This is a genomic window from Phenylobacterium sp. (assembly GCF_041919955.1).
Classification (GTDB): Bacteria; Pseudomonadota; Alphaproteobacteria; order Caulobacterales; family Caulobacteraceae; genus Phenylobacterium.
On the sequence record NZ_JAYRSU010000003.1, the window covers coordinates 12,809 to 36,657 of the forward strand.

Here is a 23,849-nt window from a genome sequence, read left to right on the forward strand (position 1 = left end):
GACTTCGCGCCATGGTTCTCTCGTCCAAGATCCTCGCGCGCTTCCTGCTGGTCCTCGCCGCCGCCGTCTGCGCCGTGGGAATGATCACGCCCTCGCTCCAGGGCGTCGAGAAGAACTTCGTGCCGGCCGATAAGGCGGCCCACTTCGTCGCGTTCTACGGCCTCACGGCGCTGATGATGGCGGCGTTTCCTAAGAACCGGCGGCTGGAGATCACGTTGGCGGCGGTGCTGTTGGGCGGTTCGATCGAGATCGCCCAGATGTTCACGCACCGGGGCGTCAGCCTTGGAGACCTGAGCGCCGACGCCGTCGGGGCATTCGCGGTCTGGGTTCCGATGTGGCTGCAGTCGCTGCGCAGCCCGCCGGTGGTCGAGCGGCGCCGTCGCGCGAGCGATGCGGTGAAAGAGGCCGCTTAAGCCTCGACGCCCAGGATCCAGCCTTCCTCGGTCTCGGCGTCCACCACGACATCCGCCGCCGACCTGGTCGCCGCGAAGATCGCGCCCAGCTTGCCGGTCTCGTCCAGCCGCGCGAAGTGCTCGGCGGTGACGCGCACCTGGGCCTGGTCCTTGATCTCGCCCGGTTGCGGCTGAGCCTTGTAGAGCGAGGGATAGACCTCGGCGACCACCACCTCGACGCCGGCCAGGTCGGCCTCGGTCAGGGCCTTGAAGCCACCCTCGAACGGCCAGACCTTCATCGCTTCGCCGCGCGCCAGCTTCAGTCGGCGGACCGCCGGAATGCCCAGGATCGCCTGACCGCCGACCGAGCCGTTGTAATAAAGCTTCCAGATCGAGGCCGCGCCCTTGGCCGCCAGGTCCGCGTGGCGGAACTCGGGCAGATCGTCCGGGCCGTGGGCGCGGGGCCGCTTGGGCTGGAGGGTGGTCAGGGCGTCCTTCGGCGGACAGCCCCAGAACGGGAAGGGGCCGCCAGTCAGCCGCCGGTTGATCTCCGAACCGACGCCGAAGCGATTGTTGGTGTTGTCGGCCTTGTCCTTGACCATCTTGTCCAACTGGTCCCAGACGGCGCGCCAGGGGTGCTCGCCGGCCAGGTTCAGCCCTCGGGCCAGTCCGCGCGGGAAGCCAAGGGGAAAGTCGAAGCCCACCAGGGCGCGCTCGCCCCGCTTTTTGAAATCGTCCAGGATCTCGACAAGCTTCTTCTCGGCCTCGGCGCGGGTCGCCGGATTGAAAGCTTCGAAGGTCAGGCGAAAGCGCAGGTCGCGCTTCATCACCCCGATCCAGACCGAATCCGGGCCGGTGGCCGGCTTGGCCGCGGCGCTCCAGTCGACGATCACATAGGCGCTGAAGAGGCGGGACACGGGACGCTCCGGAAAATACTGACCCGTGCTTGTAGCGGCTCGCCCAGAGCCGGCCAACGGGGCAACGCGTCGATCGGTCCGCAGAGGGCCGGTGGCGCGGGTCGCCGTTTCCGTGTTAGGCGCGCCCGGAACTGGTTTGGAGCTGAGTCATGGGGCAAATCCTGCGAGGCGGCGTGATCGGCGCCGGCGTGTTCGGCGGGCACCATGCGCGCAAGTACGCCTCCGCTCCCGACATGGTGCTGTCGGCGGTGCTGGACACTCACCATCCCGACCGCGCCGCGGCCCTGGCTGTGCCGCTTGGAGGCCGCGCCTTCCACAAGATCGACGAGTTTCTCGAGGCGGTCGACGTCGTCACCGTGGCCTCGCCCGCCAGCGTCCATATCGAGGGGGCCCTGGCCGCCCTCAAGGCGGGCAAGCCGGTCTATATCGAAAAGCCTATCGCCATCAGTCTGGCCGACGCCGACAAGGTCATGGCCGAGGCCGCGCGCCGGAATCTGGTCGTCGCCTGCGGCCACCAGGAGCGGGTGGTGTTTCAGGCCATGGGCCTGTTCGACATTCCCGAGCAGCCGCTGCGCCTGGAATCCATCCGCCACGGCACGCCTTCCGAGCGCAGCCTGGACGTCTCGGTCGTGCTCGACCTGATGATCCACGACCTGGACCTGGCGCTGTCGCTGTCGAGCGCCGACCCTATGACGGTCGAGGGGGAGGGCGCGGTGGACTTCTCGGGCGGCTGGGACCAGGCGCGCGCCGAGGTCACCTTCAACGACGGTTTCACCGCCATCTTCGATTCCTCGCGCATGGCGCTGGAACGCAAGCGCAGCATGAAGCTGGTCTATCCGTCGGGCGAGGTCGAAATCGACTTCATCAGCCGCAAGTTCCGCAACACCACGGGCTTTCCGCTGAACGCCGACTACGCCGACACGCCGGCCGTGAAAGACACGCTCGCCACCAGCGTCGCCGGCTTCCTGGCCGCGGTGCGGGGCGAGGCGCCTCGCCCGATCGTGACCGCCCAGGAGGCCACTAAGGCCCTGGATCTGGCCCTGGCGGTCGAACAGGCCCTGGAGGATCGCCGCTAGCGGCGTTAGCATCCGGCTCCAGTCTGGAGCACGGCCATGACCAAGTTCGCCTACGACTTCGAGTTCCATACGATCGACGGCGGCCACATGCCGCTCGAGACCTATCGGGACAAGGTCATGCTGGTGGTCAACACCGCCTCCCAGTGCGGGCTGACGCCGCAGTACGAGGGGCTGGAGAAGCTCTACTCCGACTATCGTGACCAGGGCCTGGTGGTGCTCGGCGTGCCGTGCAACCAGTTCGCCGGTCAGGAGCCGGGCACCGAGAGCGAGATCAAGGCGTTCTGCGAGACGCGTTTCTCCGTCGACTTCCCGCTGACCGGCAAGACCGACGTGAAGGGCGACAGCGCCCATCCGTTCTACAAGTGGGCCAAGGACGTGCTGGGCGAGGCGGCCGAGCCGGTCTGGAACTTCCACAAGATCCTGGTCGGCAAGGACGGCAAGCTGATCGCCGCTTTCGGCCCGCGCACCGAGCCTCTGGACGATACGATCGTCAGCGCGATCAAGGCGGCGCTGTAGACTGCATGCGGACGGTCGGACTGCTCGGCGGGATGAGCGCCGAGAGCACCACCTACTATTATCAGGCGATGAACCGCTTGGTGCGCGAGCGATTGGGCGGACTGCATTCGATGCAGCTCCTGATGTGGTCGGTCGACTTCGCGCCGATCGCCAAGATGCAAGCCGACGGCGACTGGGCGGGCGCCGGCGCGGTGCTGGCGCGGGCCGCGGCCCGGCTGGAAGGGGCGGGCGCCGAGGCGATCATGATCGGCGCCAACACCATGCACATCGTCGCCGACCAGGTGCAGGCGGCCATCTCCGTGCCGTTGATCCACATCGCCGACGCCACCGCCGATGCGGTGAAGGCGCGCGGCGGCTCGCGCCCGCTGCTGCTGGCCACCCGCTTCACCATGGAGAAGGCGTTCTATCGCGACCGTCTGGCGGCGCAGGGCGTCGAGGCGCAGGTCCCTGACCAGGCCGACCGCGATCGCCTGCACGCCATCATCTACGACGAGCTTTGCCAGGGCGTCGTCTCGCCGGCTTCGAAAGCCGAGGTGCTGGCCATGATCGCTCGCGCGGGCGACGCCGACAGCGTCATCTTCGGCTGCACCGAGGTCGGATTGCTGCTGTCGCCGCTGGACGTGGCCGCGCCGGTGATCGACACCGCCCTGGTCCATGCCGAGGCCGGCGTGAGGTTCGCCCTGAGCTGAGGCTCAGATCAGCCGCTCGTCCTCATCCAGATGGAACGGCGGCGCGTCGTCGTCATCGTCTTCATCGGGCTGCGGCCGCAGGGGGCTGGGCCCCTCCGACGCGGCGCGTGGGGCCTGCGGGCGGCGCAGTACGACCTCGGCGCGGGCCAGCCAGCGATTGGCCTCCTGCATGGCCTCGGCCGGAGAGGCGGCGTTGCGGCGCGCTTCGTCGCCGGCCAGCCACAGGTCGAGATCGAAGTCAGGATGGTGCGGGTCGTCGAAGATCAGCCGCAGGGTGACGCGCGCCGCATGATCGACGGTCTGGTCGAGCGCCCGCCGGGGTTCGCCCCGATATGCGCGGGCCAGCACCTGGCCGTCGACGATCAGCTCGGCGCCCATCAGCTCGTCCAGCCGGTAGACCAGCATCCAGCCGCCGGCGTCCCATGCCACCGCCGCCAGGCCCGTGGAAAAGTTGAAGCCCGCCGCACGGCCCCGCCCGCGGGCCAGGATCATCGCCTCGGGCGGCCCCTTCAGCACCCGCTGCAGGTTGCGGCGAATGCGCCGCTCCTCGTTCATAAGCCAGGCCGCAAGGCTGCCCAGCAGCGTGACGGCGACGCCCGCGAGGGCGAGCATCAGCAGGAGCCTGGGCCATTCGTTCATGCGTCGACGCTAACGCCGTTCGCGCGGGCCGAGAAGTCGTCCATGGACGGGCGACCCGTCACACGCCTAGTGTCTAGTCGTCGGGGGCGTTCAACCGGGCGTGAGCCCAAAGACGGTAGGAGCACGACATGGGTCTGCTGGACAGCATTCTGGGCGCTGCGGGCGGTGGAGGCGGCGCGGCCGGCGCCATTGGGGATCTGCTCGGATCTCAGGAAGGGGGCCTCGGCGGCCTCGTGGGCGCGTTCGAGAAGAGCGGCCTGGGCGGAGTGGCGGCTTCCTGGGTTGGGAAGGGCGAAAACCTGCCGATCAGCGCCGACCAGATCGAGACCGTGCTGTCGTCGGGCATGATCGCCGACTTCGCGGCCAAGCTGGGCGTCGATCCCAAGCAGGCGGCTGGAACCCTTGCGCAGATCCTCCCTCAGGTGATCGACCAGCTTACGCCCGACGGCCAGGTGCCGGCCGGTGGCGGCCTGGGCGGTCTAGGCGGGCTCGGCGGCCTGGGAGACCTGCTCGGAAAGCTGCGCGGCTAGAGCTCGCTCCACCAGCGGCGCATCCGTGTCAGGATGCGCCAACTGAGGAACAGCACGCCGATCGCCCCCAGGGCCAGCGCTATGGCCACCGCGATCGCGATATGTGGCTGGCTCAGCGCCAGCCACAGGCCGCCGGCCGTCACCACGTCCTCGAAGCCGCTGACGGCGATGTTGCTGACCGGCTCGGGGCTAGTGTTGACCGCGGCGCGCGCGCCAGCCTTGGCGCTGTGGCTCAGCAGCGCCGCGCCGCCGCCGAGCAGGAAGACGACCACTTGCCAGGCTGGGTCCTTGGCGTCGACGATGGCCAGCGCCAGCAGGGCGCCGCCGATCGGTCGGATCAGAGTATGGGCGCCGTCCCACAGGCTGTCGAACCACATGATTTTGTCGGCCAGCAGTTCCGCGAGCGCGCCGACGCCGGCCACGCCGATCACCCAGGGATTGGCCAGGGCGTCCAAGGCCGGGACCTTCTGGGGTAGGTCGATCAGCCCGTAGCGCATGGCCAGCCCGGCCGCGGCGACGCAGGCGTATAACCGCCATCCCGCCAGGAAGCTCAGGCTCGCCGCCACTCCGACCAGTTCGACCGCGCCCATCGGCCGATCCCCCGCCTGCTTGTGGAAGCGAGGCTATCGTCCATCGGCCCGCACGAGAAGAGACTTGCGATCAGAGGTCCAGCTCGACCACGACGGGCACGTGGTCCGAGGGCTTGTCCCAGCCGCGTACGTCCTTGTGGATCACGCAGGCGCGCAGCAGGTCGGCGGCTTGGGGCGAGAGCAGGGCATGGTCGATGCGGATGCCGTTGTTCCGCTGCCAGGCGCCGGCCTGATAGTCCCAGAAGGTGTAAGCGCCCTCGTGCCCGTCGATCGCCATGAAGGCCTCGGTGAAGCCCAGCCACTGCAGCGCCCGGAAAGCTTCGCGGCTCTGCGGCTGGAAGAGGGCGTCGCCGACCCAGTCCTGCGGCCGCGCCGCGTCCCGCGCCTCGGGGATCACGTTGTAGTCGCCCATCAGGGCCAGCGGCTCCTCATAGGCGAGCAGTTCTTTGGCGTGGGCGTTCAGCCGCGCCATCCAGCCGAGCTTGTAGCCGAATTTCTCGGTCTCGATCGGATTGCCGTTCGGAAGGTAGATCGAAGCGACCCGGACCGGCCGCGGCCCGCTGACCACCGCCTCCAGGTATCTTGCCTGTTCGTCCGTCTCCTCGCCGGGCAGACCGCGCCGCACGTCCTCCAGCGGCGTCTTCGAGAGCAGGGCTACGCCGTTGTAGGACTTCTGGCCGTGCACCGCGACGTTGTAGCCGAGCCGCTCGAACGCCTCGGTCGGGAACTTCTCATCGACGCACTTGATCTCCTGCAGGCAGGCGACGTCGGGCGAGGCCTCCTCGAACCAGCGCAGGACCGTCTCCAGGCGTGCGTTGACAGAATTTACGTTCCAGGTGGCGATGCGCATCGGGGGCTCCGGCTTGGGCTGGGGACGCTAGTTGCGGGGGCGTGTGCGCTCAAGCCCCTCTGTTCGGGCGTGACCTCGCCGCGAGGATAGTCTAGCTACTGCGACCTATTGTCCTTACATGGGGGTATTCATGTCGCGTTTCGCCAAGCTCGCCATGTTCGGCGCGGCTATCATGACAACGGTCCCGGCGGGGGCGCTCGCTCAGGGCCGTCCCGCCAAGCCGACCAATGCGCAGAAGATGCAGGAAGCCGCGGCGGCCGAAATCCCGCGCTGCACCCGCAAGCTCGGTACGCTTTCGATCACCAACGGCGACGATCCGCGCGGTTGGAACCAGTACAATCTGGCTCCGCCGGCCAAGCTGCTGCGTTCGATCGTGCAGAAGTCTGGCTGTTTCAACCTCGTCGACCGGGGCGCGGGCCTCAATGCGGCCGTCACCGAACGTGACATCGGCTCGGGCCTGGGCCTGCAGCGCGGCTCGAACGTCGGTCAGGGCCAGGTCAAGGCCGCCGACTACGTGCTGGTCGCTGAAGTTCAGGGCTCCAACAGCAACGCCGGCGGCTCCGCTCTGGCGGGCATCGCGGGCGGCCTGATCGGCGGCACCGCCGGCGCCCTTGTGGGCGGGATCCGCACCCGCAAGCTGGAAGCCAACACCGTCCTGTCGCTGACCAACGTCCGTACGACCGAGACCCTGGCGGTGACCGAAGGCTATGCGGTGAAGAACGATATCGGCTGGAGCGCCGGCGGCGGCGGTTTCGGTTCGACCGGCTTTGGCGGCGCCGTGGGCGGCGGCTACGAAGACACCGATATCGGCCGCATCGTCACCCTGGCCTTCATCCAGTCGTACTCGAAGATGGTGGCCGAGCTGGGCCTGGTCTCCGATTCGCCGGCCGCGGCCCAGAATTCGCCGACCAAGACCTTCACCGCGACTGCGCCGGTGAACATGCGCCGCTCGCCGGACGCCAAGGGCGCCCTGATCCGCGCCCTGCCGCCGGGCGCGGTGGTCTACCCGACGGGCAAGAAGCAGGACATGTGGTGGGAAGTGGCCGACGAGAACGACAACGTCGGCTGGGTGCTGAACACCAAGCTCGAGCCGACCCGCTAGCCGGATCGGAAGAGGGGCGGGGGCTTCGGCTCCCGCCCTTTCTGATTCAAGATGTCAGATCGAGAAGCTGACGCCGCAGCCGCAGCTGGACTTGGCGTTGGGATTGCGGACCTTGAACTCTGCACCCGCCAGTTCGTCGACGAAGTCGATCTCCGACCCTTTCAGCAGCACCAGGGACATCTCGTCCACCAGGGCCGCAGCGCCGTCGCGTTCGATCTTCAGATCGTCGGGCTGCGCCGCGTCGACCAGATCGAACTGGTACTGGAATCCCGAGCAGCCGCCGCCTTCGACGGCGATGCGCAGCATGATCGGCTTGCCCTCGGCGGCGCCGATTTCATGCAGCCGCTTGGCGGCGGCGGGGGAAAGGGTGAGTTCGGTCGTGGTCATGCTGCGGAAAACCTCTGCCTCGACTATATGAGATCGCCAAGCCCTTCGTCCAAGAGGGCGTCGACATACGAGATCCGATGAGCCCTCCGCCCCGCGCGGCCTACGCCGAAGATTCGACCAAGTCCCTCGGGCGCAAGGTCCCCGAGCCGGAGAGCCGCACGCGCACGCCTTTCGCCCGCGACCGGGACCGGATCATCCACGCCACCGCCTTCCGGCGTCTGAAGGAAAAGACCCAGGTCTTCGTCGCACACGAAGGCGATCACTTCCGCACGCGCCTCACCCATTCGCTGGAAGTGGCGCAGATCGCCCGGTCCGTGGCCACGGCGCTGGGGCTGGAAGCCGACCTCGCCGAGACCATCGCGCTGGCCCACGATCTCGGCCACCCGCCGTTCGGCCACGCCGGCGAGGACGAGTTGCAGATCCAGATGGAGAAGTACGGCGGCTTCGACCACAACGTTCAGACCTTTCGGGTGGTCACCAAGCTCGAGCGCCGCTATCCGCGCTGGGAAGGGCTCAACCTGACCTGGGAGACCCTGGAAGGGGTCATCAAGCACAACGGGCCGGTCGCCGATAAGCTCGGCCGCCCGTCGTGGAACGCGATCGCCGAGTTCGACAAGGACTATAATCTCCGCCTCTCGACCTGGGCTTCCGCCGAGGCGCAGGTGGCGGCGCTGGCCGACGACATCGCCTATAACAACCACGATGTCGACGACGGGGTGGCCGCCGGTCTCTTCACCCTGGAAGACCTGCTGGATGTCCCGCTCATCGGACCGATCCTCGCGGGGGTCTTCAAAGACTACCCCGGGCTCGATCCGGTGATCATCCGGCTGGAGGCCGTGCGGCGGATGATCGGGGCCATGGTCGACGACGTGCTGGCCGAGACCCATCGCCGCGCTGCGGCGGCCAAGGTCGCCTCGGCCGAGGACGTGCGCAACATGGACCACGCCCTGGTGTCGTTCTCGCGCGATATGCTGGAAGATCTCTCGCGCCTTCGCGAATTCCTGATGGCGAGGATGTACCGGCACTGGAAGGTCAACCGCACCCGCAGCCAGGCGCGCCGCATTCTTGCCGAGATGTTCCAGTTGTTCATGGCCGAACCGGATGTCCTGCCGACGGAGTGGTTCGCTCGCTCGCAGAACCGCGACGAGGCCGGACGGGCGCGGGTGGTGTGCGACTACATCGCCGGCATGACCGACCGGTTCGCCATCGAAGAGCACCGGCGACTTTTCCACCTGGACGTCTGGAATTAGACTCTAGGTTGGCTTCGTAGGCGGGCTCCCTTCGGTAAAATCAGCCAAACGCCGCGCGCGATTCGCGCCGCGGCCCCGAGTCCAATTCGGAGCCTTCGATGTCCGACCCCGATCGCGGCGCCTATACCCCGCCGACCGACGCGCCGCTGTCCTTCGACGCGCGCCAGCCGGTCCGCGGTGGAGGGCCGGCGCCCGTCATGCTGATCCTGAGCGCACTGGTGCTGATCGCGCTCGTGATCGCCATCGTCATGTTCTACCGCTCCGGCGTGCGCGAGGCGGGCCAGCCGCCGCGCACGGTCGGCGCGCCCGTGGGCGAAATGAAGGGCCCGCCGCCGGCTGAGGCCCAGCCTGCAGATCCGGCCGCCGGTCTTCAGATCTACCAATCCGAAGGCGGCGAAGCGCCGCCCGCGACCCCCAACTTTACTGCGCCGCCTGAACAGCCCCAGGCGCGCCCGGCGCCGGTCGCCGTCGCCCCGCCGCCGCGTCCGGCCCCCACTGCTCCGGTTTCGGCCGCCCCGATCGCCGCGGCTCCGGCCGCGCCGTCCGCGAGCGGCGGCCTGAAGCCGGCCGTTCAGCCGCCTGTAGTCGCCCCGGTGGTGAAGATCGCGCCGCCGGCCCCGCCGAAGCCGGCTGCGCCTGCGCCCGCCGCGGCTCCGGCCAAGCCCGCCGCGGTCGGCGGCGCAGCGGCCGTCCAGATCGGCGCCTTCTCGTCCCAGGCCCTGGCCGACAGCGAGTGGACCAAGGCTGTCGCCGTCGCTCCCGGCGCGGCCGCCGGCAAGGGCAAGAAGGTCGAGGCCGTACAGAAGGGGGAATCGACCCTCTACCGCACCCAGGTCACCGGCTTCGCCAGCCGCGCCGACGCCGCGGCCTTCTGCGACAAGCTGAAGGCGGCCGGCAAGAACTGCTTCGTGAAGTGACCTCCGCCGCGATCCTCGGCTGCTCGGGCCTGACGCTGTCGCGCGAGGAACAGGCGTTCTTCCGCGACGTGCGGCCGTGGGGGTTCATCCTGTTCGCGCGCAACGTCGAGAGTCCCGACCAGGTGCGCAAGCTGGTCGACGAGTTGCGCGCGACCGTTGATCGCGACGACGCGCCGGTGCTGATCGACCAGGAAGGCGGGCGGGTCCAACGGCTCGGCCCCCCGCACTGGCGGCGCTATCCGCCGGGCCGGGCCTACGGCGAGCTCCCGGCTAACGATCCTTTGCTGCGCCGGGAGATCACCCGCCTGGGCGCCCGGCTGCTGGCCTACGACCTGGCGGCCCTGGGGATCAATGTCGACTGCGTGCCGGTGCTGGACGTGCCGGTCGATGGCGCTCACGATGTCATCGGCGACCGCGCCTACGCCAAGACTCCGGAAGGCGTCGCGCTGCTGGGCCGTGCGGCCTGCGAGGGGCTGATCGCCGGCGGCGTGCTGCCGGTCATCAAGCACATCCCCGGCCACGGCCGCGCCATGGCCGACAGCCATCTGGACCTGCCGGTGGTCGAGACGCCGTACGACGAGCTCGACGCCTGGGATTTCGCGCCGTTCAAGATGCTGTCGGACATGCCGATGGCGATGACCGCCCACGTGGTCTACTCGGCCATCGACCCCAAGCGCCCGGCCACGACGTCCAAGAAGGCCATGCGCAACGTGGTCCGCGAAGCCATCGGCTTCGACGGACTGGTGATGAGCGACGACCTGTCGATGAAGGCCCTGGGCGGCAGCTTCAAGAGCCGGGCCAAGGACTCGCTCGCCGCCGGCTGCGACGTGGTCCTGCACTGCAACGGCGACATGGACGAGATGAAGGCGGTGATCGGCGGAACGCGGGACCTGTCCGGCCCCGCCGCACGTCGCGCCAAGGCCGCGCTGCGCCGGCTGGCCAAGGTTTCCGAGCCGTTCGATCTGGAAGAGGCGCGGGCCCGCTTCGACGCCGCCTTCGCCGGGACCTGGGCGCCGTGAGCGGCTTCCAGCCCACGCTGGACTTCGAGGCGGCCAATACCGCGGCTGAGGACGGCGATGCGCTGGTCATCGACATCGACGGCTATGAAGGTCCGCTGCATGTCCTGCTCGCCCTGGCGCGCAATCAGAAGGTGGACCTGCTCCAGCTGTCGATCACCCGGCTGGCCGACCAGTACCTGTCCTTCGTGCAGCAGGCGCGGCGCGTGCGCTTCAGCCTGGCTGCGGACTATCTGGTCATGGCCGCCTGGCTCGCCTACCTGAAATCGCGCCTGCTGCTGCCCAAGCCCGAGCGTCCCAAGGCCGAGGAACCGCCGGCCGAGGAGATGGCCGCGCAGCTGGCCTTCCGGCTGGCGAAACTGGACGCCATGCGCAAGGCCGCCGACAAGCTTCGCGACGGGGCCCAGCTCGGCCGAGAGGTGTTCGTCCGCGGCGACCCCGAGGCGATCAAGATCGTGCCCTCGACGCGCCTGGAGGGCGACCTCTACGGCCTGATGAGCGCCTATATCGACCAGCGCCGCAAAGAGCAGGGGCGGCACTATGTCCCGCGCGTGCAGCAGGCCTATCCGTTGGAAGACGCCCGCGACCGCCTGCGCCACATGCTGCCCGAGTTGGAACGCTGGACCCCGCTGACCGGCGTTGCGCCGCTGCGCCCGACCGGCGACGGGCCGAGCCAGGCCTCCTATGTCGCCTCGACCCTCTCGGCCAGCCTGGAGCTGGTGAAGGAAGGGGCGCTGGAGACCCGCCAACTCGAGGCGTTCGCGGACATCTACCTGCGCGCCCGCAAGGAGCTGCGGCCATGAGCGCCGACGCCGAGCGTCAGATCGAGGCCCTGCTGTTCGCCGCCGCCGGGCCATTGAGCCTGGAGGATCTCGCCAAGCGCCTGCCGGCAGGCGCCGACGTCGCCGGCGCGATCGCCGCCTTGCAGGCGACCTATGAGGGCAGGGGAGTCGAGCTGGCCTGCGTCGCCGGCCGCTGGCGGTTCCAGACCGCCCAGGACCTGGCCTTCCTGATGACCGAGGAGCGCGAGGAGCCGCGCCGCCTCTCGAAGGCCGCCCAGGAGACGCTGGCCATCATCGCCTATCACCAGCCCGTGACCCGCGCCGAGATCGAGGCCGTGCGCGGCGTGCAGGCCAGCAAGGGCACGCTCGACGTCCTGTTGGAACTGGGTCTGGTGCGGATGCGTGGCCGTCGCCGCTCTCCGGGCCGCCCGGTCACCTACGGCACCACCGACGCATTCCTCGAACACTACGGACTGGCGCATCTGAGCGACCTGCCAGGCGTGGCGGAGATGAAGGCGGCGGGCCTGCTGAGCCTAGACCTGCCGCCGGACTTCAATGTTCCGAACCCGTCGGGACTTGGCCTGCCCGAGGAAGACCCCTTGGAAGACGGCGATGCGCCTGAGTTCCACGTGGATTTCCTTGGCGAAGACGACGCGCCGCACTAGGACGCGTTGGCTTCGGACCGCGTGAACGACTATATTCGGTTCTCAAAGAGGGGCGGGCGTGCGGCCGAGGTCGGTCGCCGACGTTGAGGAGTTTGGCCTGATGGGCTCATTTTCGATTTGGCACTGGCTGATCGTGCTGGTGGTCGTCGCGTTCGTGTTCGGCGGCCGTGGCAAGCTGTCCGGCATCATGGGCGACGCCGCCAAGGGCATCCGCGCGTTCCGTGACGGTCTCAAGGAAGAGCCGACGACGAGCGCGGAAAACAAGCCGCTGCCGACCGCCGAGCGCGAGAAAGACGAAGCGCGCGGCTGATCCCAGCCGTCTTCCCGAAGGTCTCGCCCGCGCCGGTCCTCATCGGCGCGGGCTCTTACGTCTAGGCTGCCTCACGAATGCTACCCGATGTCGGCGGGCTCGAACTCCTGGTCATCGCGGCGGTCGCCCTGATCGTCGTAGGCCCCAAGGATCTGCCCATCATGCTGCGCAAGCTCGGCCAGTTCACGGCCAAGATCCGCGGCATGGCCAATGAGTTCCGGGCCAGCTTCGACGAGATGGCGCGCCAGTCCGAGCTGGACGAGCTGCGCAAGGAGGTCGAGGCCATGCGCCGCGGGCAGCTTGCCGACAGCGCCGCCGCCGACGCCTCCAAGGCCCAGGTCGAACAGGTCTTCAAAGAGATCGGCGACAGCCTGCAGGGCTCGGATATCCAGCTCCATCCGCCGATGAGTTACCAGTACGACACGCCGGCCGAGCCCGAGCCTGTGGCCCCCGCGCCCGAACCGGCGCCTGTCGTCGAGGCGCCCAAGAAGCCGCGGGTCCGCAAGGCCGCCGCGCCGAAAGCCGAGGCGGGCGTCAAGCCGAAGGCGGCGGCCAAACCCAAGGCGTCCAAGCCGAAGGCGGGAGCCAAGGCGTGAGCAATCCTTACGATTCCGACGAGTCCGAGATCGAGGCGTCGCGCGCGCCGCTGCTCGATCACCTGGTCGAGTTGCGCTCGCGCCTGATCGTCTGCGTCATCGCCATGGCGCTGGGCTTTGCGCTCTGCTTCGGGTTTTCCAAGCAGATCTACATGTTCCTGCTGCATCCGTTCGCCATCGCCGCCCAACTGCTGGCGGCCGAGCAGGCGGCCCATGCGCAGCAGGCCGGGGGCTTCGATCCCATGCGCTTCCTCAACGGGACCAAGGACCTGTTCCTGGCCCTGGTCGGTGCGCGAGAAGTGCCGGACGCGGCGGGGGCCGAGCGCCTGAAGCTGGTCTTCACCGCCCCCCTGGAATTCTTCTTCACCAAGCTGAAGCTGGCCGGTTTCGGCGCGGTGGTCGTGACCTTCCCGGTGCTGGCCTGGCAGGTCTACGGCTTCGTGGCGCCGGGCCTCTACAAGCGCGAGCGCAAGGCCTTCCTACCGTTCCTGGTGGCCTCGCCGACCCTGTTCCTGATGGGCGCGGCGCTGGTCTACTACGTCATCCTGCCCTTCGTGCTGTGGTTCTCGCTGTCGCAGCAGATCGTCGGCGACGCCTCGGTCTCGGTCGAGCTGCTGCCCAAGGTTTCCGACTATCTCAGCCTGGTCACGACCCTGCTGCTGGCCTTCGGGCTCTGTTTCCAACTGCCGGTGGTGCTGACCCTGCTCGGTATGGCGGGCATCGTCTCGTCCAAGGCCCTGGCGGCCGGCCGGCGCTATGCGATCGTCGGGGTGTTCGTCGTCGCCGCCGTGGTCACGCCGCCCGATCCGATCAGCCAGACCCTGCTCGCGGTGCCGATCATCCTGCTCTACGAGATCTCGATCTGGTGCGTCCGCCTGATCGAGGCCCGCCGCAAGCGCGAGGAAGACGCCGAGGCCGGCAGCGACATCGTCCCGGTCTGACGTCCCGTTGGGCGGCAGGGGTTGGCCGTCCTCCCAACGCGCTCTAGAGAAGTCCGCTCAATCCCACCTGCGGCGGACCCATGCACGATATCCGAGCCATTCGCGAAACCCCCGAGCTTTACGAGACGGCGTGGGCTGCGAAGGGGCGATCGGGCGCCGCCGCCCAGGCGGTCGAACTCGACGCGAAGCTGCGCGCCGCCAAGCTGGCCCTGGAGACCGCCCAGAGCCGCCGCAACGAAGCCTCCAAGCTGATCGGCCAGGCCAAGGCCAAGAAGGACGACGCAGAGGCCGAGCGCCTGATGGCCGAGGTCGAGCAGGTCAAGACCGTGCTGGCCGAGCAGGCCGAGGTCGAGCGCACCGTCTCGGGCGAATTGCATGATCTGCTGGCGGGCCTGCCGAACATTCCGTTCTCCGACGTACCGGTCGGCGCCGACGAGCACGACAACGTCGAGGTCCGCCGCTGGGGTGAGCCCTTCGCGATCTCCGCGCCCAAGGATCACGTCGATCTGGGCGAGGGGCTGGGCCTGATCGACTTCGAGGCCGCCGCCCGCATGAGCGGCGCCCGTTTCGTGGTGCTGAAGGGCCAGATTGCGCGGCTGGAGCGGGCTATCGGCCAGTTCATGCTGGACCTGCAGACCCGCGAGCATGGCTATACTGAGGTCTCGCCGCCGCTGCTGGTCAACGATGCCGCCGCTTATGGCACCGACAAGCTGCCCAAGTTCGCTGGCGACCTCTTCCAGACGACCGACGGCCGCTGGCTGATCCCGACGGCGGAGGTGCCGCTGACCAGCATGGTCATGGACCAGATCGTCGCCGAGGAAGAACTCCCCCTGCGCATGACCGCCCTGACGCCGTGCTTCCGCTCCGAGGCCGGCGCTTCGGGCCGCGACACCCGCGGCATGATCCGCCAGCACCAGTTCTACAAGGTCGAGCTCGTCTCGATCACCGCCCCGGACAAGTCCGAGGAGGAGCACGAGCGCATGGTCGGCTGCGCCGAGGCGGTGCTGAAGGCGCTGGAGCTGCCGTTCCGCACCATGCTGCTCTGCACCGGCGACATGGGCTTCGGCGCGCGCAAGACCTACGATCTGGAGGTCTGGATCCCGTCCGAGGCGCGCTATCGCGAGATCAGCTCCTGCTCCAACTGCGGCGACTTCCAGGCGCGCCGCATGAACGCCCGCACCAAGAAGGCCGGCGAGAAGGGCACGCGCTTCGTCCACAGCCTCAACGGCTCGGGTCTGGCCGTCGGCCGGACCCTGGTGGCGGTCATGGAGAACTATCAGGACGAGAACGGCCGCATCGCCATTCCGCAGGCCTTGCAGCCGTACATGCACGGCCTGACCCACATCGGTGGCCAATGAGGATCCTGCTCACCAACGATGACGGCGTCCACGCCGAAGGTCTGGTCGCGCTGGAGAACATCGCCCGCGCCCTGACCGACGACATCTGGATCTGCGCGCCGGAATACGAGCAGTCGGGCGCCAGCCGCGCCCTGACCCTGGCCGACCCCGTGCGGGTGCGGAAACTGGACGAGCGGCGCTATGCGACCACCGGCACCCCGACCGACTGCGTGATGCTGGCGGTCACCGAGCTGATGGGCGGGCTGAAGCCCGATCTGGTGCTGTCGGGCGTCAACCGCGGTGCGAACCTGGCAGAGGATGTCACGCTGTCAGGGACCGTCGCCGGCGCAATCGAGGGCATGGCCTTGGGTGTTCCTTCCATCGCGCTTTCCCAGACCGGCTGGCCCACGGGCGAGGGCCGGGAGATGTTCGAGCCGGCCGAGCGGTTTGGTCCGGGAATCGTCAAGCGGTTGGTCGAGATCGGCTGGCCCGTCGACGTGGTGATGAACGTCAACTTCCCTTCGCGACCGGTGGACGAGATCGTCGAGGTCGAGGTGACGCGTCAGACTTTCCGCGATGTTGCGGTCCGTCACGCCGAGAAGCGCACCGACCTGCGCAACCGCGACTATTACTGGATGGGCTTCCGCCACGAAATGTCGCAGCCGGCCGAGGGGACCGACCTTCGCGCCATCTATGACGGTAAGATTTCCGTCACCCCCTTGCATATCGACCTGACTCACGCCGAAACCGTCTATCGCCTGAAGGGCGTGCTCGGGGGCGCGCCGCCGAAGGTCTGAGGCAAGCATGGCGACGAACGAGAGCGACGGCGGCAAGGAGAAGGACGTCCAGCTCGCGCGGCTGGTCCTGGCCCTGCGCTCGCAGGGCGTGACCGACGCCGGCGTGCTGGCGGCCATCGAATGGGCCCCGCGCGAGCTCTTCACCCCAGACCTTTTCAAGGAACGGGCCTTCGAGGATTCCGCCCTGCCGATCGCCTGCGGGCAGACGATCAGCCAGCCGTTCATCGTCGGACTGATGACGCAGGCGCTGCAGGTCGAGCCGCGTTCGCGCGTGCTGGAGATCGGCACCGGCTCGGGCTACCAGACCACCATCCTTTCGCGGCTCTCGCGGCTGGTCTACACGGTCGAGCGCTATCGGACGCTGATGGGAGAGGCCGAGGCGCGCTTCAAGCAACTGGGCCTGACCAACATCATCACCAAGTTCGGCGATGGCGGCCTCGGCTGGCCCGAGCAGGCGCCTTTTGACCGCATTTTGGTCACAGCCGCGGCGCCGGAAGAGCCCAAGGCGCTTCTTTCGCAACTGAAGCCTTCGGGGATCCTGGTGGCGCCCGTGGGGAAGAGGCCCGTGCAGAAGCTCATCCGCTATCTCGGCGACGGGAACGGTGTCTTCCGATCCGAGGTCATGACCGACGTCCGCTTCGTCCCGCTGCTGCCTGGCGTGGCGAAGGAACCCTGAGGTTACGAGGAATTGGGGTGGCTTGGGCGTCGGCCGTAACCCATCATTAACCGTGACGCCTCGACTGATTCCGATCCAAAAGTCTCCGGAGCGGCGATGACGCTTTCTCTTTCGCGTACGGTTCTATTCCTTCTCGCAGGCACGGCCCTGACCGCCTGCGCCTCGACCGAACCGCTGCGCCCCAGCTACCCCGTGCGCCCGAACCCCGCGCCGTCGCAGCCGCCGCCCTCGCAACCTCCGCCCACCGTCGTCATCCCGCCGGTCGAACCGCCGCCGGCCACGCGCCCGGCTGCGCCGTCGGTCGAGGCCACGCCGCTGCCCTCGCTGCCGCCGGCCCAGCCCCTGCCGCCGTCCCAGCCGCGCCCGACGCCGCCGCCGACCATGCAGACGGTGACGCGGACCACGACCGCCGGCCGCGTCGTGGACGCGGCCGGCCCGGCTAAGGACTACGCCGTCAAGAAGGGCGACAATCTCGACGCCATTGCGCGCACCCTGGGCACGACCCGCCAGCAGCTCGCGGAGGACAACAACCTCAAGGCGCCCTATGCGCTGAAGCCAGGCCAGGTGCTGAAGGGGCCCAAGACCAAGGGCGCGAAGGCCTATGTGGTCGAACAGGGCGACACCCTGTTCGCTATCGCCCGCCGGTTCAGCGTGACGCCCGCGGCGATCGCCGAGGCCAACGACCGCGACGTGGAGGCTCCGCTGTCCACCGGTCAGAAGTTGATCCTGCCGGACGGCTTCAAAGACAAGGGCCCGACCACTGTTCGGACCCAGGTTCCCGTCTATGGCGGGACCAGCGAAGCGGCGACCCCGCCGCGCAGCGAGCCGCCGCGCGCCACGCGTCCGACCCCGGCGCCCGCGCCCGAGCCGGAGGAAGAGCCGGCCGCCCCGACTGTCGTACGACGGGTGACCGGCAAGGTTGTCGAAACCACCGGCAAGCCGGTCTCGTACAAGGTCAAGAAGGGCGACAACCTCGACGCCATCGCCCGCGAACTCGACACCACCCGCAAGGACCTGGCCGACGACAACAAGCTGAAGGCGCCCTATGCGCTCCAGCCTGGGCAGGTTCTGAAGGGGCCGCCGACCAAGGCCAAGGCCTATGTGGCTGGCCAGGGCGACACCATGGCCCTGATCGCAAAGCGCTTCAGCGTCACTCAGAAGGCGTTGGCCGCGGCCAACGGCCTGAAGGTCGGCGCGGCCATCAAGCCCGGCCGCCAGGTTATCCTGCCGAGCGGCTATCGCGACCGCGGGCCGATCCGCGAGGAAACCCCTGCGCCGTCGCGGCCGAAGCCCGCGCCAAGCCTGCCGCCGCCGGCTCCGGCCCTGCCGCCGCCGCGCGCGATCGAGCCCCAGCCGACGCCCGTCCAGCCGTCTCCGCGACCGACGCCGACGCCCACTCCGCCGCCCGCGCGGCCGACGCCGACCCCGGTTCCGCAGCCGATTACGCCTCCGGCCAGTTCGGCGACTCCGACCGACGCTCAGATCTCCAGCTACGGGCGCGGCCGTTTCATCTGGCCCGTGCGCGGCGATATCGTCTCGGACTTCGGCCCCAAGGGCACCGGGCAGCGCAACGACGGGATCAACATCCGCTCGACCGCCGGCGAGGCGGTGCGTTCAGCCGCCGCTGGCGATGTGGTCTATGCCGGCGATCAGGTGCCGGGCTTCGGCAACTTGGTGCTGATCAAGCACGCGGACGGCTGGGTCACGGCCTATGGCCACATGTCCCGCGTCGACGTGAAGATGCAGCAGAAGGTCGTCCAGGGGCAGCAGATCGGCCAGGCGGGGACCACTGGCGGCGTCACCGAGCCCCAACTGCACTTCGAAGTGCGCTACGCCCCGACGCCGCAGGACCGCGCCCGCCCGATCGACCCCAAGCTGGTCCTGCCGAAGTAGATGTCCTCCCTCCCGATGAGGGAGGGGGATTCCGTCATAGCGGCAGGTGCTTGCCCTGTTCCCCGGCCAAGTCGCGGATGAACTGGTAGGCGACGCGGCCCGAGCGCGAGCCGCGCAGCTGCGCCCATTGCAGGGCGCGGCGATCAAGGTCGGCGTCGAATAGGCCATACCGCTCGGCATAAGCGTTGATGGCGGCCAGGTAGGTCGCCTGGTCCATGGGCGGGAACCCGATCCACAGGCCGAAGCGGTCGGAGACGCTGACCTCCTCCTCGGCGTCCTCGGCCGAGGCGACCAGTCCGCGGTCCTCGGTGTTGGTCCGCGGCATCAGGTGGCGGCGGTTCGAGGTGGCCACGAACAGCACGTTCGACGGCGGGCCGGAAACCCCGCCCTCCAGCGCCGATTTCAGCGCCTTGGCGGCTGCGGCGCCTTCCTCGAACGATAGGTCGTCGCACAGGACCACGAAGCGCTCCGTGCGCACGCGCAGCACGTCGAACAGGGCCGGCAACTCGGTCACCTGGTCGCGGTCGACCTCTATCAGCTTCAACTCGGGCGCGTTCGCCACGATCTGCATGAAGGCGGCCTTGGAGATCGAGCTCTTGCCGGTGCCGCGCACCCCCCAGAGCAGCACGTGGTTGCTGGGCAGGCCGCGGGCGAACCGCTCCAGGTTCTCGAGGAACCGGCCCTTCTGGCGATCGATCCCCAGCAGGGAATCGAGGGGCAGGGGATAGTCCGGCGCGGGATGGAAGCCGCCGGTTACGGGATCGTGCCGGAAGAGGCGGGCGCCGGCGAAGTCGGGCTCGGCCTTGACGGGCGGGGCAAGGCGCTCAAGGGCCTCGGCGATACGGACGAGAACGGGATGCAACGCGTCTTCCATGGCTGCGCTGCTTAGCGGCATGGCGCTTCCATTGCAAAACGAAGACGCAGCGCATAGCTTCCGCCGACCTGAAAACCGGGCCGCGACGCGCCCGACACTTGAGCTTCGGAGCGCCATGTTCGCCACCCCCGCCTTCGCCCAGACCGCCGGAGCCGCCGCCGGCGCCGGTCCGCAGGATATGCTGATCCAGTTCCTGCCCCTGGTTGGTCTGGTGGTGCTGTTCTACTTCCTGATGATCCGTCCGCAGCAGCGTCGGATGAAGCAGCACCAGCAAATGATCACCAATCTCAAGCGCAACGACACGGTCGTGCTGAACTCGGGCGTGATCGGCAAGGTCGTCCGGGTCGAGGACAAGGAGATCGGCCTCGAAATCGCCCAAGGCGTCACCATCAAGGTGGTGAAGGGCATGATCGCCGAGGTCCGCGTCCGCGGCGAACCGGCCCCGGCCAACGACTCCAAGGCCTAAGGGCTCGAACCGCACATGATGAATCTCTCGCGCTGGAAGGTGATCGCCGTCGTTCTGTCGGCGATCTTCGGCGTGCTGTTCACCCTGCCGAACGTATTGCCGGCGGATGTTCGTGACAGCCTGCCGGGCTTCATGCCCAAGCAGACGCTCAACCTCGGCCTTGACCTGCAGGGCGGTTCGCACCTGTTGCTGGAGGTCGATACCGCGGCCCTCAAGCGCGAGCGGCTGACCAATCTGGTCGAAGACACCCGCACCACCTTGCGTGACGCTCAGATTCCCTTCGCCGAACTACGGGAAGTGAACGGCGAGGTCAGTGTCCTGATCAACGACCCGGCCCAGGCCAATACGGCGGTCAACAAGCTGCGCGCCACCGTCGCCGGCGTCGTCGCCGGCCAGCCCGGCGGCCGCGAGGTTTCGATCAGCAACGACGGCGGCGGCCGCATCCGCCTGTCGCTGTCGCAGGAGGCCATGACCGCCGAGGCGGGCCGCGCCGTGGACCAGTCCATCGAGATTCTGCGCCGCCGGATCGACGAACTGGGCACCAAGGAACCGACCATCGTCCGCCAGGGCGTCGACCGCATCGTGGTCCAGGCTCCTGGCGAGAGCGACCCGCAGCGCCTGCGCGACGTGATCGGCAAGACCGCCAAGCTGACCTTCCAGATGGTCGACGACAGCGTCAGCCTGGAAGAAGCGGCCGCCGGCCGCGTGCCGCCCGGATCGGAACTGCTGCCCAGCGAGGACGGCTACACCTCCGTCGTGCTGGTCAAGAAGCGCGCCCTTGTCACGGGCGAGATGCTGACCGACGCTCAGCAGTCCTTTGACCAGCAGTCCGGCCAGCCCGTCGTCTCGTTCCGCTTCAACAGCGCCGGCGCCCGCCGCTTTGGAGAGGCGACCGCCTCCAGCATCGGCAAGCGCTTCGCCATCGTGCTCGACGGCAAGGTGATTTCGGCCCCGGTCATCCAGAGCGCCATCACCGGCGGCTCCGGACAGATCAGCGGCAGCTTCACCCCGCAGAGCGCCAACGACCTGGCCATCCTGCTGCGCGCCGGCGCCCTGCCGGCTCCGCTGAAGGTGGAGCAGCAGTCGACGGTCGGCGCCGAACTGGGGGCCGACGCGGTCAAGGCCGGCGTCGTCTCGCTGGCCATCGGCGGCGTCGCCATCATCGTCTTCATCATTCTGGCCTACGGCCTGTTCGGGCTCTTCGCGGCCATCGCCCTGGTGGTGAACGTGCTGCTGATCCTGGGGATCATGTCGTTCACGCAGGCGACCCTGACCTTCCCCGGCATCGCGGGCCTGATCCTCACCCTGGCGGTGGCGGTCGACGCCAACGTGCTGATCTACGAGCGGATACGTGACGAGGCGCATGCTGGAAGGTCGCCCATATCGGCGCTGGAGCACGGCTATTCGCGGGCCCTCGTGTCCATTCTCGACGCCAACATCACCAGTGCGATCTCCGCCCTGATCATGTTCCAGTTCGGCTCGGGGCCGATCCGGGGCTTCGCCTGGACGCTGCTGATCGGGGTCGTGACCTCGGTGTTCACGGCGGTCGTCATCACCCAAGTCCTCATTGGCCTGTGGTTCCGCATCAAGCGGCCCAAGGCCCTGCCGATCGTTTAGGGGAGGGTTCAGAACATGTGGCCTCTGATCCGCATCCTGCCGCGCGAATTCCACTTCAACTTCGTGCGGCTCGCTCCCTACGCGGCGATCCTGTCGGCGCTGCTCATCGCCGGCTCGGGCGTTTCGTTCTTCACCAAGGGCCTGAACCTGGGCATCGACTTCATCGGTGGTTCGATGATCGAGGTGCAGACCAAGGGGCCGGCCGACATCGCCAAGCTGCGCGCCACCATGATGCATGTCGGCGGCGAGGACGCGCAGGTCCAGCAGATGGGCGCGGCCAATGGCGCCATGCTGCGCTTCCGCACCGCCGAGGGGGTGAACCCCGTCGACGGGGCCGAGCGCATCAAGGCCGAGCTGACCAAGGAATTTCCGGGCATCACCTTCAAGAAGGTCGAGGTCGTGGGGCCGAAGGTCTCGGGCGAGCTGATGCAGGGCGGCTTCATGGCGCTCGGGGTCGCCGTCTTCCTGATGCTGCTCTACATCTGGTTCCGCTTCCAGCTGCAGTTCGGCCTTGGCGCCGTGGTGGGCGTGTTCCACGACGTGCTGCTGACCTTGGGCATGCTGTCGCTGACGCACCTCGAGTTCTCCATGACCTCGATCGCGGCGCTGCTGACCGTCATCGGCTATTCGATGAACGAGAAGGTCATCACCTTCGACCGGCTTCGCGAGAACCTGCGCAAGTACAAGACCGCGCCCCTGGCCGAGGTCATCAACCGCTCGGAGAATGAGCGTCTGTCGCGGACCCTGATCACCGGCTCGACGGCGATCCTGGCTCTGTCGGGCGCGGTGTTCTTCGGCGGTCCGGTGCTGCTGCCGCTGGTCGTGACCATGGTGTTCGGCATCGTCGTCGGCACCTACTCGTCGATCTACGTGGCCCTGCCGATCATCCTGCTCTGGGGCGTGAAGCGCGGCGACGAGCCGGCCGAACCGCTCAAGCCGCAGGCCGCGCGATAAGTCCATGGCCCGCGACGCGCCCCAGATCGACACCTATGGAGACGGCGGCTTCCGCCTCTCCACCGGACGTCACGAGGGCTCGCTCTTGATCCTGCAGGACGAGGCCAGGCCCTGGCCTGTCCGCTCCATGGCCGAGCTCGCCCCAGAGCACTTCGCCGAGATCATCGCGGTGGGACGGGGCGAGGTGGAGTTCGTCCTGCTCGGGGCCGGGGCGGCCAACGCCCTGCCGCCGCGCGCCGTGCGAGAGGCCCTGCAGCGGGCCGGGATCGGACTGGAATTCATGGACACGGCTAGCGCCTGCCGCACCTACAACATCCTGACCGCCGAAGGTCGCAAGCTGGCTGCAGCCCTGATTGCGGTCTAGCTATCGCCCAGACTCACATAACGCCGTATATCCAACCGATTAGGGTTGGAAACGTGAGGGGCTAGTGATGTCGGGACTTTTGTCCAACTTCCGCAACACCATGATCGTGAGCTTCATTCTCGCGATCATCATGGTCGCAGGCTATATGAGCCATTACGGCGTGGCCGACCGGATCTTCTGGCAAGGCGTTTTCCGTTGGCTGCACACCTTCTTCGGCATCCTGTGGATCGGGCTGCTGTACTACTTCAACTTCGTCCAGATCCGGAAAATGCCGGACATCCCGGCCGAGCTGAAGCCGGCCGTTTCCAAGTACATCGCGCCTGAGGCGCTGTTCTGGTTCCGCTGGGCGGCCCTGGCCACCTGGGTCATGGGCGTCATCCTGGCCTTCAATCGCGGCTTCCTGGTCCAGGCGTTCACCCTGGGCGCGCTCGACGGCTTCCAGGCGCCCCAGCACACCTTCATCGGCGTCGGCATGTGGCTGGCCACCATAATGTTCTTCAACGTCTGGGTCTTCATCTGGCCGAACCAGAAGATCGCGCTCGGCCTCGTCGAAGGCGACGCGGAAGCCAAGGCCAAGGCCGGCCGGCTCGCCATGCTGTTCTCGCGCACCAACACCCTGCTGTCGGTGCCGATGCTGGTGACCATGACCATGAACCAGACGATCTTCGGCTGAGGCGCTTTCAGCCGAACAGGTTTAGAAACGGAA

29 protein-coding genes are annotated in these 23,849 nt (G+C 68.1%); 23 read left to right on the top strand and 6 right to left on the bottom strand.

What is annotated here, in order from left to right:
• The first annotated feature begins 11 nt into the window (after positions 1 to 11).
• Positions 12 to 413 carry a VanZ family protein gene (locus ACE3T2_RS03370; RefSeq protein ID WP_374654704.1) on the top strand — a complete coding sequence of 134 codons (402 nt, stop codon included), beginning with the start codon at positions 12 to 14 and terminating at the stop codon, positions 411 to 413.
• On the opposite strand, the gene ACE3T2_RS03375 is transcribed toward ACE3T2_RS03370, so the two are convergent.
• Positions 410 to 1,309, bottom strand: coding sequence for a cobalamin biosynthesis protein CbiG (locus ACE3T2_RS03375; RefSeq protein WP_374654706.1), 900 nt, complete (start codon positions 1,307 to 1,309; stop codon positions 410 to 412). The genes ACE3T2_RS03370 and ACE3T2_RS03375 overlap by 4 nt on opposite strands.
• A gap of 149 nt (positions 1,310 to 1,458) precedes the next feature.
• Between ACE3T2_RS03375 and ACE3T2_RS03380 the strand changes: the two genes are divergently transcribed.
• Genes ACE3T2_RS03380 through ACE3T2_RS03390 form a run of 3 tightly spaced genes read left to right on the top strand, consistent with a single transcriptional unit; the run spans position 1,459 to position 3,590 of the window.
• Positions 1,459 to 2,385, top strand: a complete 927-nt coding sequence (locus ACE3T2_RS03380) for a Gfo/Idh/MocA family protein (protein ID WP_374654708.1) — start codon at positions 1,459 to 1,461, stop codon at positions 2,383 to 2,385.
• Between the two features lie 36 nt (positions 2,386 to 2,421).
• On the top strand, positions 2,422 to 2,901 hold the full coding sequence (locus ACE3T2_RS03385; protein WP_374654710.1) for a glutathione peroxidase: 480 nt from the start codon (positions 2,422 to 2,424) through the stop codon (positions 2,899 to 2,901).
• 5 nt (positions 2,902 to 2,906) lie between these two features.
• Positions 2,907 to 3,590 carry an aspartate/glutamate racemase family protein gene (locus ACE3T2_RS03390; RefSeq protein ID WP_374654712.1) on the top strand — a complete coding sequence of 228 codons (684 nt, stop codon included), beginning with the start codon at positions 2,907 to 2,909 and terminating at the stop codon, positions 3,588 to 3,590.
• 3 nt (positions 3,591 to 3,593) lie between these two features.
• Here the strand turns inward: ACE3T2_RS03390 and ACE3T2_RS03395 are convergent, their stop codons facing one another.
• A complete protein-coding gene (locus ACE3T2_RS03395) occupies positions 3,594 to 4,229 on the bottom strand; it encodes a hypothetical protein (protein ID WP_374654714.1) in 636 nt (211 codons plus the stop codon).
• Between the two features lie 128 nt (positions 4,230 to 4,357).
• Here ACE3T2_RS03395 and ACE3T2_RS03400 point away from each other — a divergent pair, with 128 nt between their 5' ends.
• Entirely contained in the window at positions 4,358 to 4,759 is a 402-nt protein-coding gene (locus ACE3T2_RS03400) for a YidB family protein (RefSeq protein WP_374654716.1), read from the top strand.
• Here the strand turns inward: ACE3T2_RS03400 and ACE3T2_RS03405 are convergent.
• Positions 4,756 to 5,349: a DUF4126 domain-containing protein gene (locus ACE3T2_RS03405; protein WP_374654718.1), complete on the bottom strand. Its 594-nt coding sequence runs from the start codon at positions 5,347 to 5,349 to the stop codon at positions 4,756 to 4,758. The two genes, ACE3T2_RS03400 and ACE3T2_RS03405, sit on opposite strands and share 4 nt — an antisense overlap.
• A gap of 70 nt (positions 5,350 to 5,419) precedes the next feature.
• Positions 5,420 to 6,199, bottom strand: a complete 780-nt coding sequence (gene xth, locus ACE3T2_RS03410) for an exodeoxyribonuclease III (protein ID WP_374654720.1) — start codon at positions 6,197 to 6,199, stop codon at positions 5,420 to 5,422.
• Between the two features lie 130 nt (positions 6,200 to 6,329).
• Here xth and ACE3T2_RS03415 point away from each other — a divergent pair, with 130 nt between their 5' ends.
• Positions 6,330 to 7,301: a CsgG/HfaB family protein gene (locus ACE3T2_RS03415; protein ID WP_374654722.1), complete on the top strand. Its 972-nt coding sequence runs from the start codon at positions 6,330 to 6,332 to the stop codon at positions 7,299 to 7,301.
• 54 nt (positions 7,302 to 7,355) lie between these two features.
• Here ACE3T2_RS03415 and erpA read toward each other — a convergent pair whose 3' ends face one another.
• Positions 7,356 to 7,688 carry an iron-sulfur cluster insertion protein ErpA gene (gene erpA, locus ACE3T2_RS03420; protein ID WP_267229748.1) on the bottom strand — a complete coding sequence of 111 codons (333 nt, stop codon included), beginning with the start codon at positions 7,686 to 7,688 and terminating at the stop codon, positions 7,356 to 7,358.
• A 77-nt stretch (positions 7,689 to 7,765) separates the two neighbouring features.
• Between erpA and ACE3T2_RS03425 the strand changes: the two genes are divergently transcribed.
• From ACE3T2_RS03425 to ACE3T2_RS03480, 12 genes are all read left to right on the top strand, one after another.
• Positions 7,766 to 8,938, top strand: coding sequence for a deoxyguanosinetriphosphate triphosphohydrolase (locus ACE3T2_RS03425; protein ID WP_374654725.1), 1,173 nt, complete (start codon positions 7,766 to 7,768; stop codon positions 8,936 to 8,938).
• A 98-nt stretch (positions 8,939 to 9,036) separates the two neighbouring features.
• A complete protein-coding gene (locus ACE3T2_RS03430) occupies positions 9,037 to 9,855 on the top strand; it encodes an SPOR domain-containing protein (protein ID WP_374654727.1) in 819 nt (272 codons plus the stop codon).
• On the top strand, positions 9,852 to 10,874 hold the full coding sequence (gene nagZ, locus ACE3T2_RS03435) for a beta-N-acetylhexosaminidase (protein ID WP_374654729.1): 1,023 nt from the start codon (positions 9,852 to 9,854) through the stop codon (positions 10,872 to 10,874). The genes ACE3T2_RS03430 and nagZ overlap by 4 nt, the downstream gene beginning before the upstream one ends.
• Complete coding sequence (locus ACE3T2_RS03440; RefSeq protein WP_374654731.1) at positions 10,871 to 11,674, top strand: ScpA family protein; 804 nt, start codon at positions 10,871 to 10,873, stop codon at positions 11,672 to 11,674. The genes nagZ and ACE3T2_RS03440 overlap by 4 nt, the downstream gene beginning before the upstream one ends.
• On the top strand, positions 11,671 to 12,318 hold the full coding sequence (scpB, locus tag ACE3T2_RS03445; RefSeq protein WP_374654733.1) for an SMC-Scp complex subunit ScpB: 648 nt from the start codon (positions 11,671 to 11,673) through the stop codon (positions 12,316 to 12,318). The genes ACE3T2_RS03440 and scpB overlap by 4 nt, the downstream gene beginning before the upstream one ends.
• Positions 12,319 to 12,418: 100 nt before the next feature.
• Positions 12,419 to 12,628, top strand: coding sequence for a twin-arginine translocase TatA/TatE family subunit (locus ACE3T2_RS03450; protein ID WP_374654735.1), 210 nt, complete (start codon positions 12,419 to 12,421; stop codon positions 12,626 to 12,628).
• Positions 12,629 to 12,705: 77 nt separating this feature from the next.
• On the top strand, positions 12,706 to 13,224 hold the full coding sequence (tatB, locus tag ACE3T2_RS03455; protein ID WP_374654737.1) for a Sec-independent protein translocase protein TatB: 519 nt from the start codon (positions 12,706 to 12,708) through the stop codon (positions 13,222 to 13,224).
• Positions 13,221 to 14,165: a twin-arginine translocase subunit TatC gene (gene tatC / locus ACE3T2_RS03460; RefSeq protein WP_374654739.1), complete on the top strand. Its 945-nt coding sequence runs from the start codon at positions 13,221 to 13,223 to the stop codon at positions 14,163 to 14,165. Before tatB ends, tatC begins: the two co-directional genes overlap by 4 nt.
• Before the next feature lie 80 nt (positions 14,166 to 14,245).
• Positions 14,246 to 15,523, top strand: a complete 1,278-nt coding sequence (gene serS, locus ACE3T2_RS03465; RefSeq protein ID WP_374654741.1) for a serine--tRNA ligase — start codon at positions 14,246 to 14,248, stop codon at positions 15,521 to 15,523.
• Positions 15,520 to 16,299 (top strand): 5'/3'-nucleotidase SurE, encoded by a 780-nt coding sequence (surE, locus tag ACE3T2_RS03470; protein WP_374654743.1) that lies wholly within the window; start codon positions 15,520 to 15,522, stop codon positions 16,297 to 16,299. Before serS ends, surE begins: the two co-directional genes overlap by 4 nt.
• Positions 16,300 to 16,306: 7 nt before the next feature.
• The gene (locus tag ACE3T2_RS03475; RefSeq protein ID WP_374654745.1) at positions 16,307 to 16,975 is read left to right on the top strand and encodes a protein-L-isoaspartate(D-aspartate) O-methyltransferase; all 669 of its coding nucleotides are present in this window, start codon (positions 16,307 to 16,309) and stop codon (positions 16,973 to 16,975) included.
• Positions 16,976 to 17,071: 96 nt separating this feature from the next.
• Positions 17,072 to 18,868, top strand: coding sequence for a LysM peptidoglycan-binding domain-containing protein (locus tag ACE3T2_RS03480; RefSeq protein ID WP_374654747.1), 1,797 nt, complete (start codon positions 17,072 to 17,074; stop codon positions 18,866 to 18,868).
• 34 nt (positions 18,869 to 18,902) lie between these two features.
• Here the strand turns inward: ACE3T2_RS03480 and ACE3T2_RS03485 are convergent, their stop codons facing one another.
• Positions 18,903 to 19,742 (bottom strand): ATP-binding protein, encoded by an 840-nt coding sequence (locus ACE3T2_RS03485; RefSeq protein WP_374655225.1) that lies wholly within the window; start codon positions 19,740 to 19,742, stop codon positions 18,903 to 18,905.
• Between the two features lie 115 nt (positions 19,743 to 19,857).
• On the opposite strand from ACE3T2_RS03485, the gene yajC reads away from it, so the two are divergent.
• The 5 genes from yajC to ACE3T2_RS03510 all read left to right on the top strand — a co-directional run bounded on the left by yajC (position 19,858) and on the right by ACE3T2_RS03510 (position 23,816).
• Positions 19,858 to 20,208, top strand: a complete 351-nt coding sequence (yajC, locus tag ACE3T2_RS03490) for a preprotein translocase subunit YajC (RefSeq protein WP_374654749.1) — start codon at positions 19,858 to 19,860, stop codon at positions 20,206 to 20,208.
• A gap of 15 nt (positions 20,209 to 20,223) precedes the next feature.
• Positions 20,224 to 21,825, top strand: a complete 1,602-nt coding sequence (gene secD, locus ACE3T2_RS03495; protein WP_374654751.1) for a protein translocase subunit SecD — start codon at positions 20,224 to 20,226, stop codon at positions 21,823 to 21,825.
• A 15-nt stretch (positions 21,826 to 21,840) separates the two neighbouring features.
• Positions 21,841 to 22,779, top strand: a complete 939-nt coding sequence (gene secF / locus ACE3T2_RS03500; RefSeq protein ID WP_374654753.1) for a protein translocase subunit SecF — start codon at positions 21,841 to 21,843, stop codon at positions 22,777 to 22,779.
• Between the two features lie 4 nt (positions 22,780 to 22,783).
• Positions 22,784 to 23,143 carry an Mth938-like domain-containing protein gene (locus ACE3T2_RS03505; RefSeq protein ID WP_374654755.1) on the top strand — a complete coding sequence of 120 codons (360 nt, stop codon included), beginning with the start codon at positions 22,784 to 22,786 and terminating at the stop codon, positions 23,141 to 23,143.
• Positions 23,144 to 23,210: 67 nt separating this feature from the next.
• On the top strand, positions 23,211 to 23,816 hold the full coding sequence (locus ACE3T2_RS03510) for a urate hydroxylase PuuD (RefSeq protein ID WP_374654757.1): 606 nt from the start codon (positions 23,211 to 23,213) through the stop codon (positions 23,814 to 23,816).
• Positions 23,817 to 23,849: the final 33 nt, after the last annotated feature.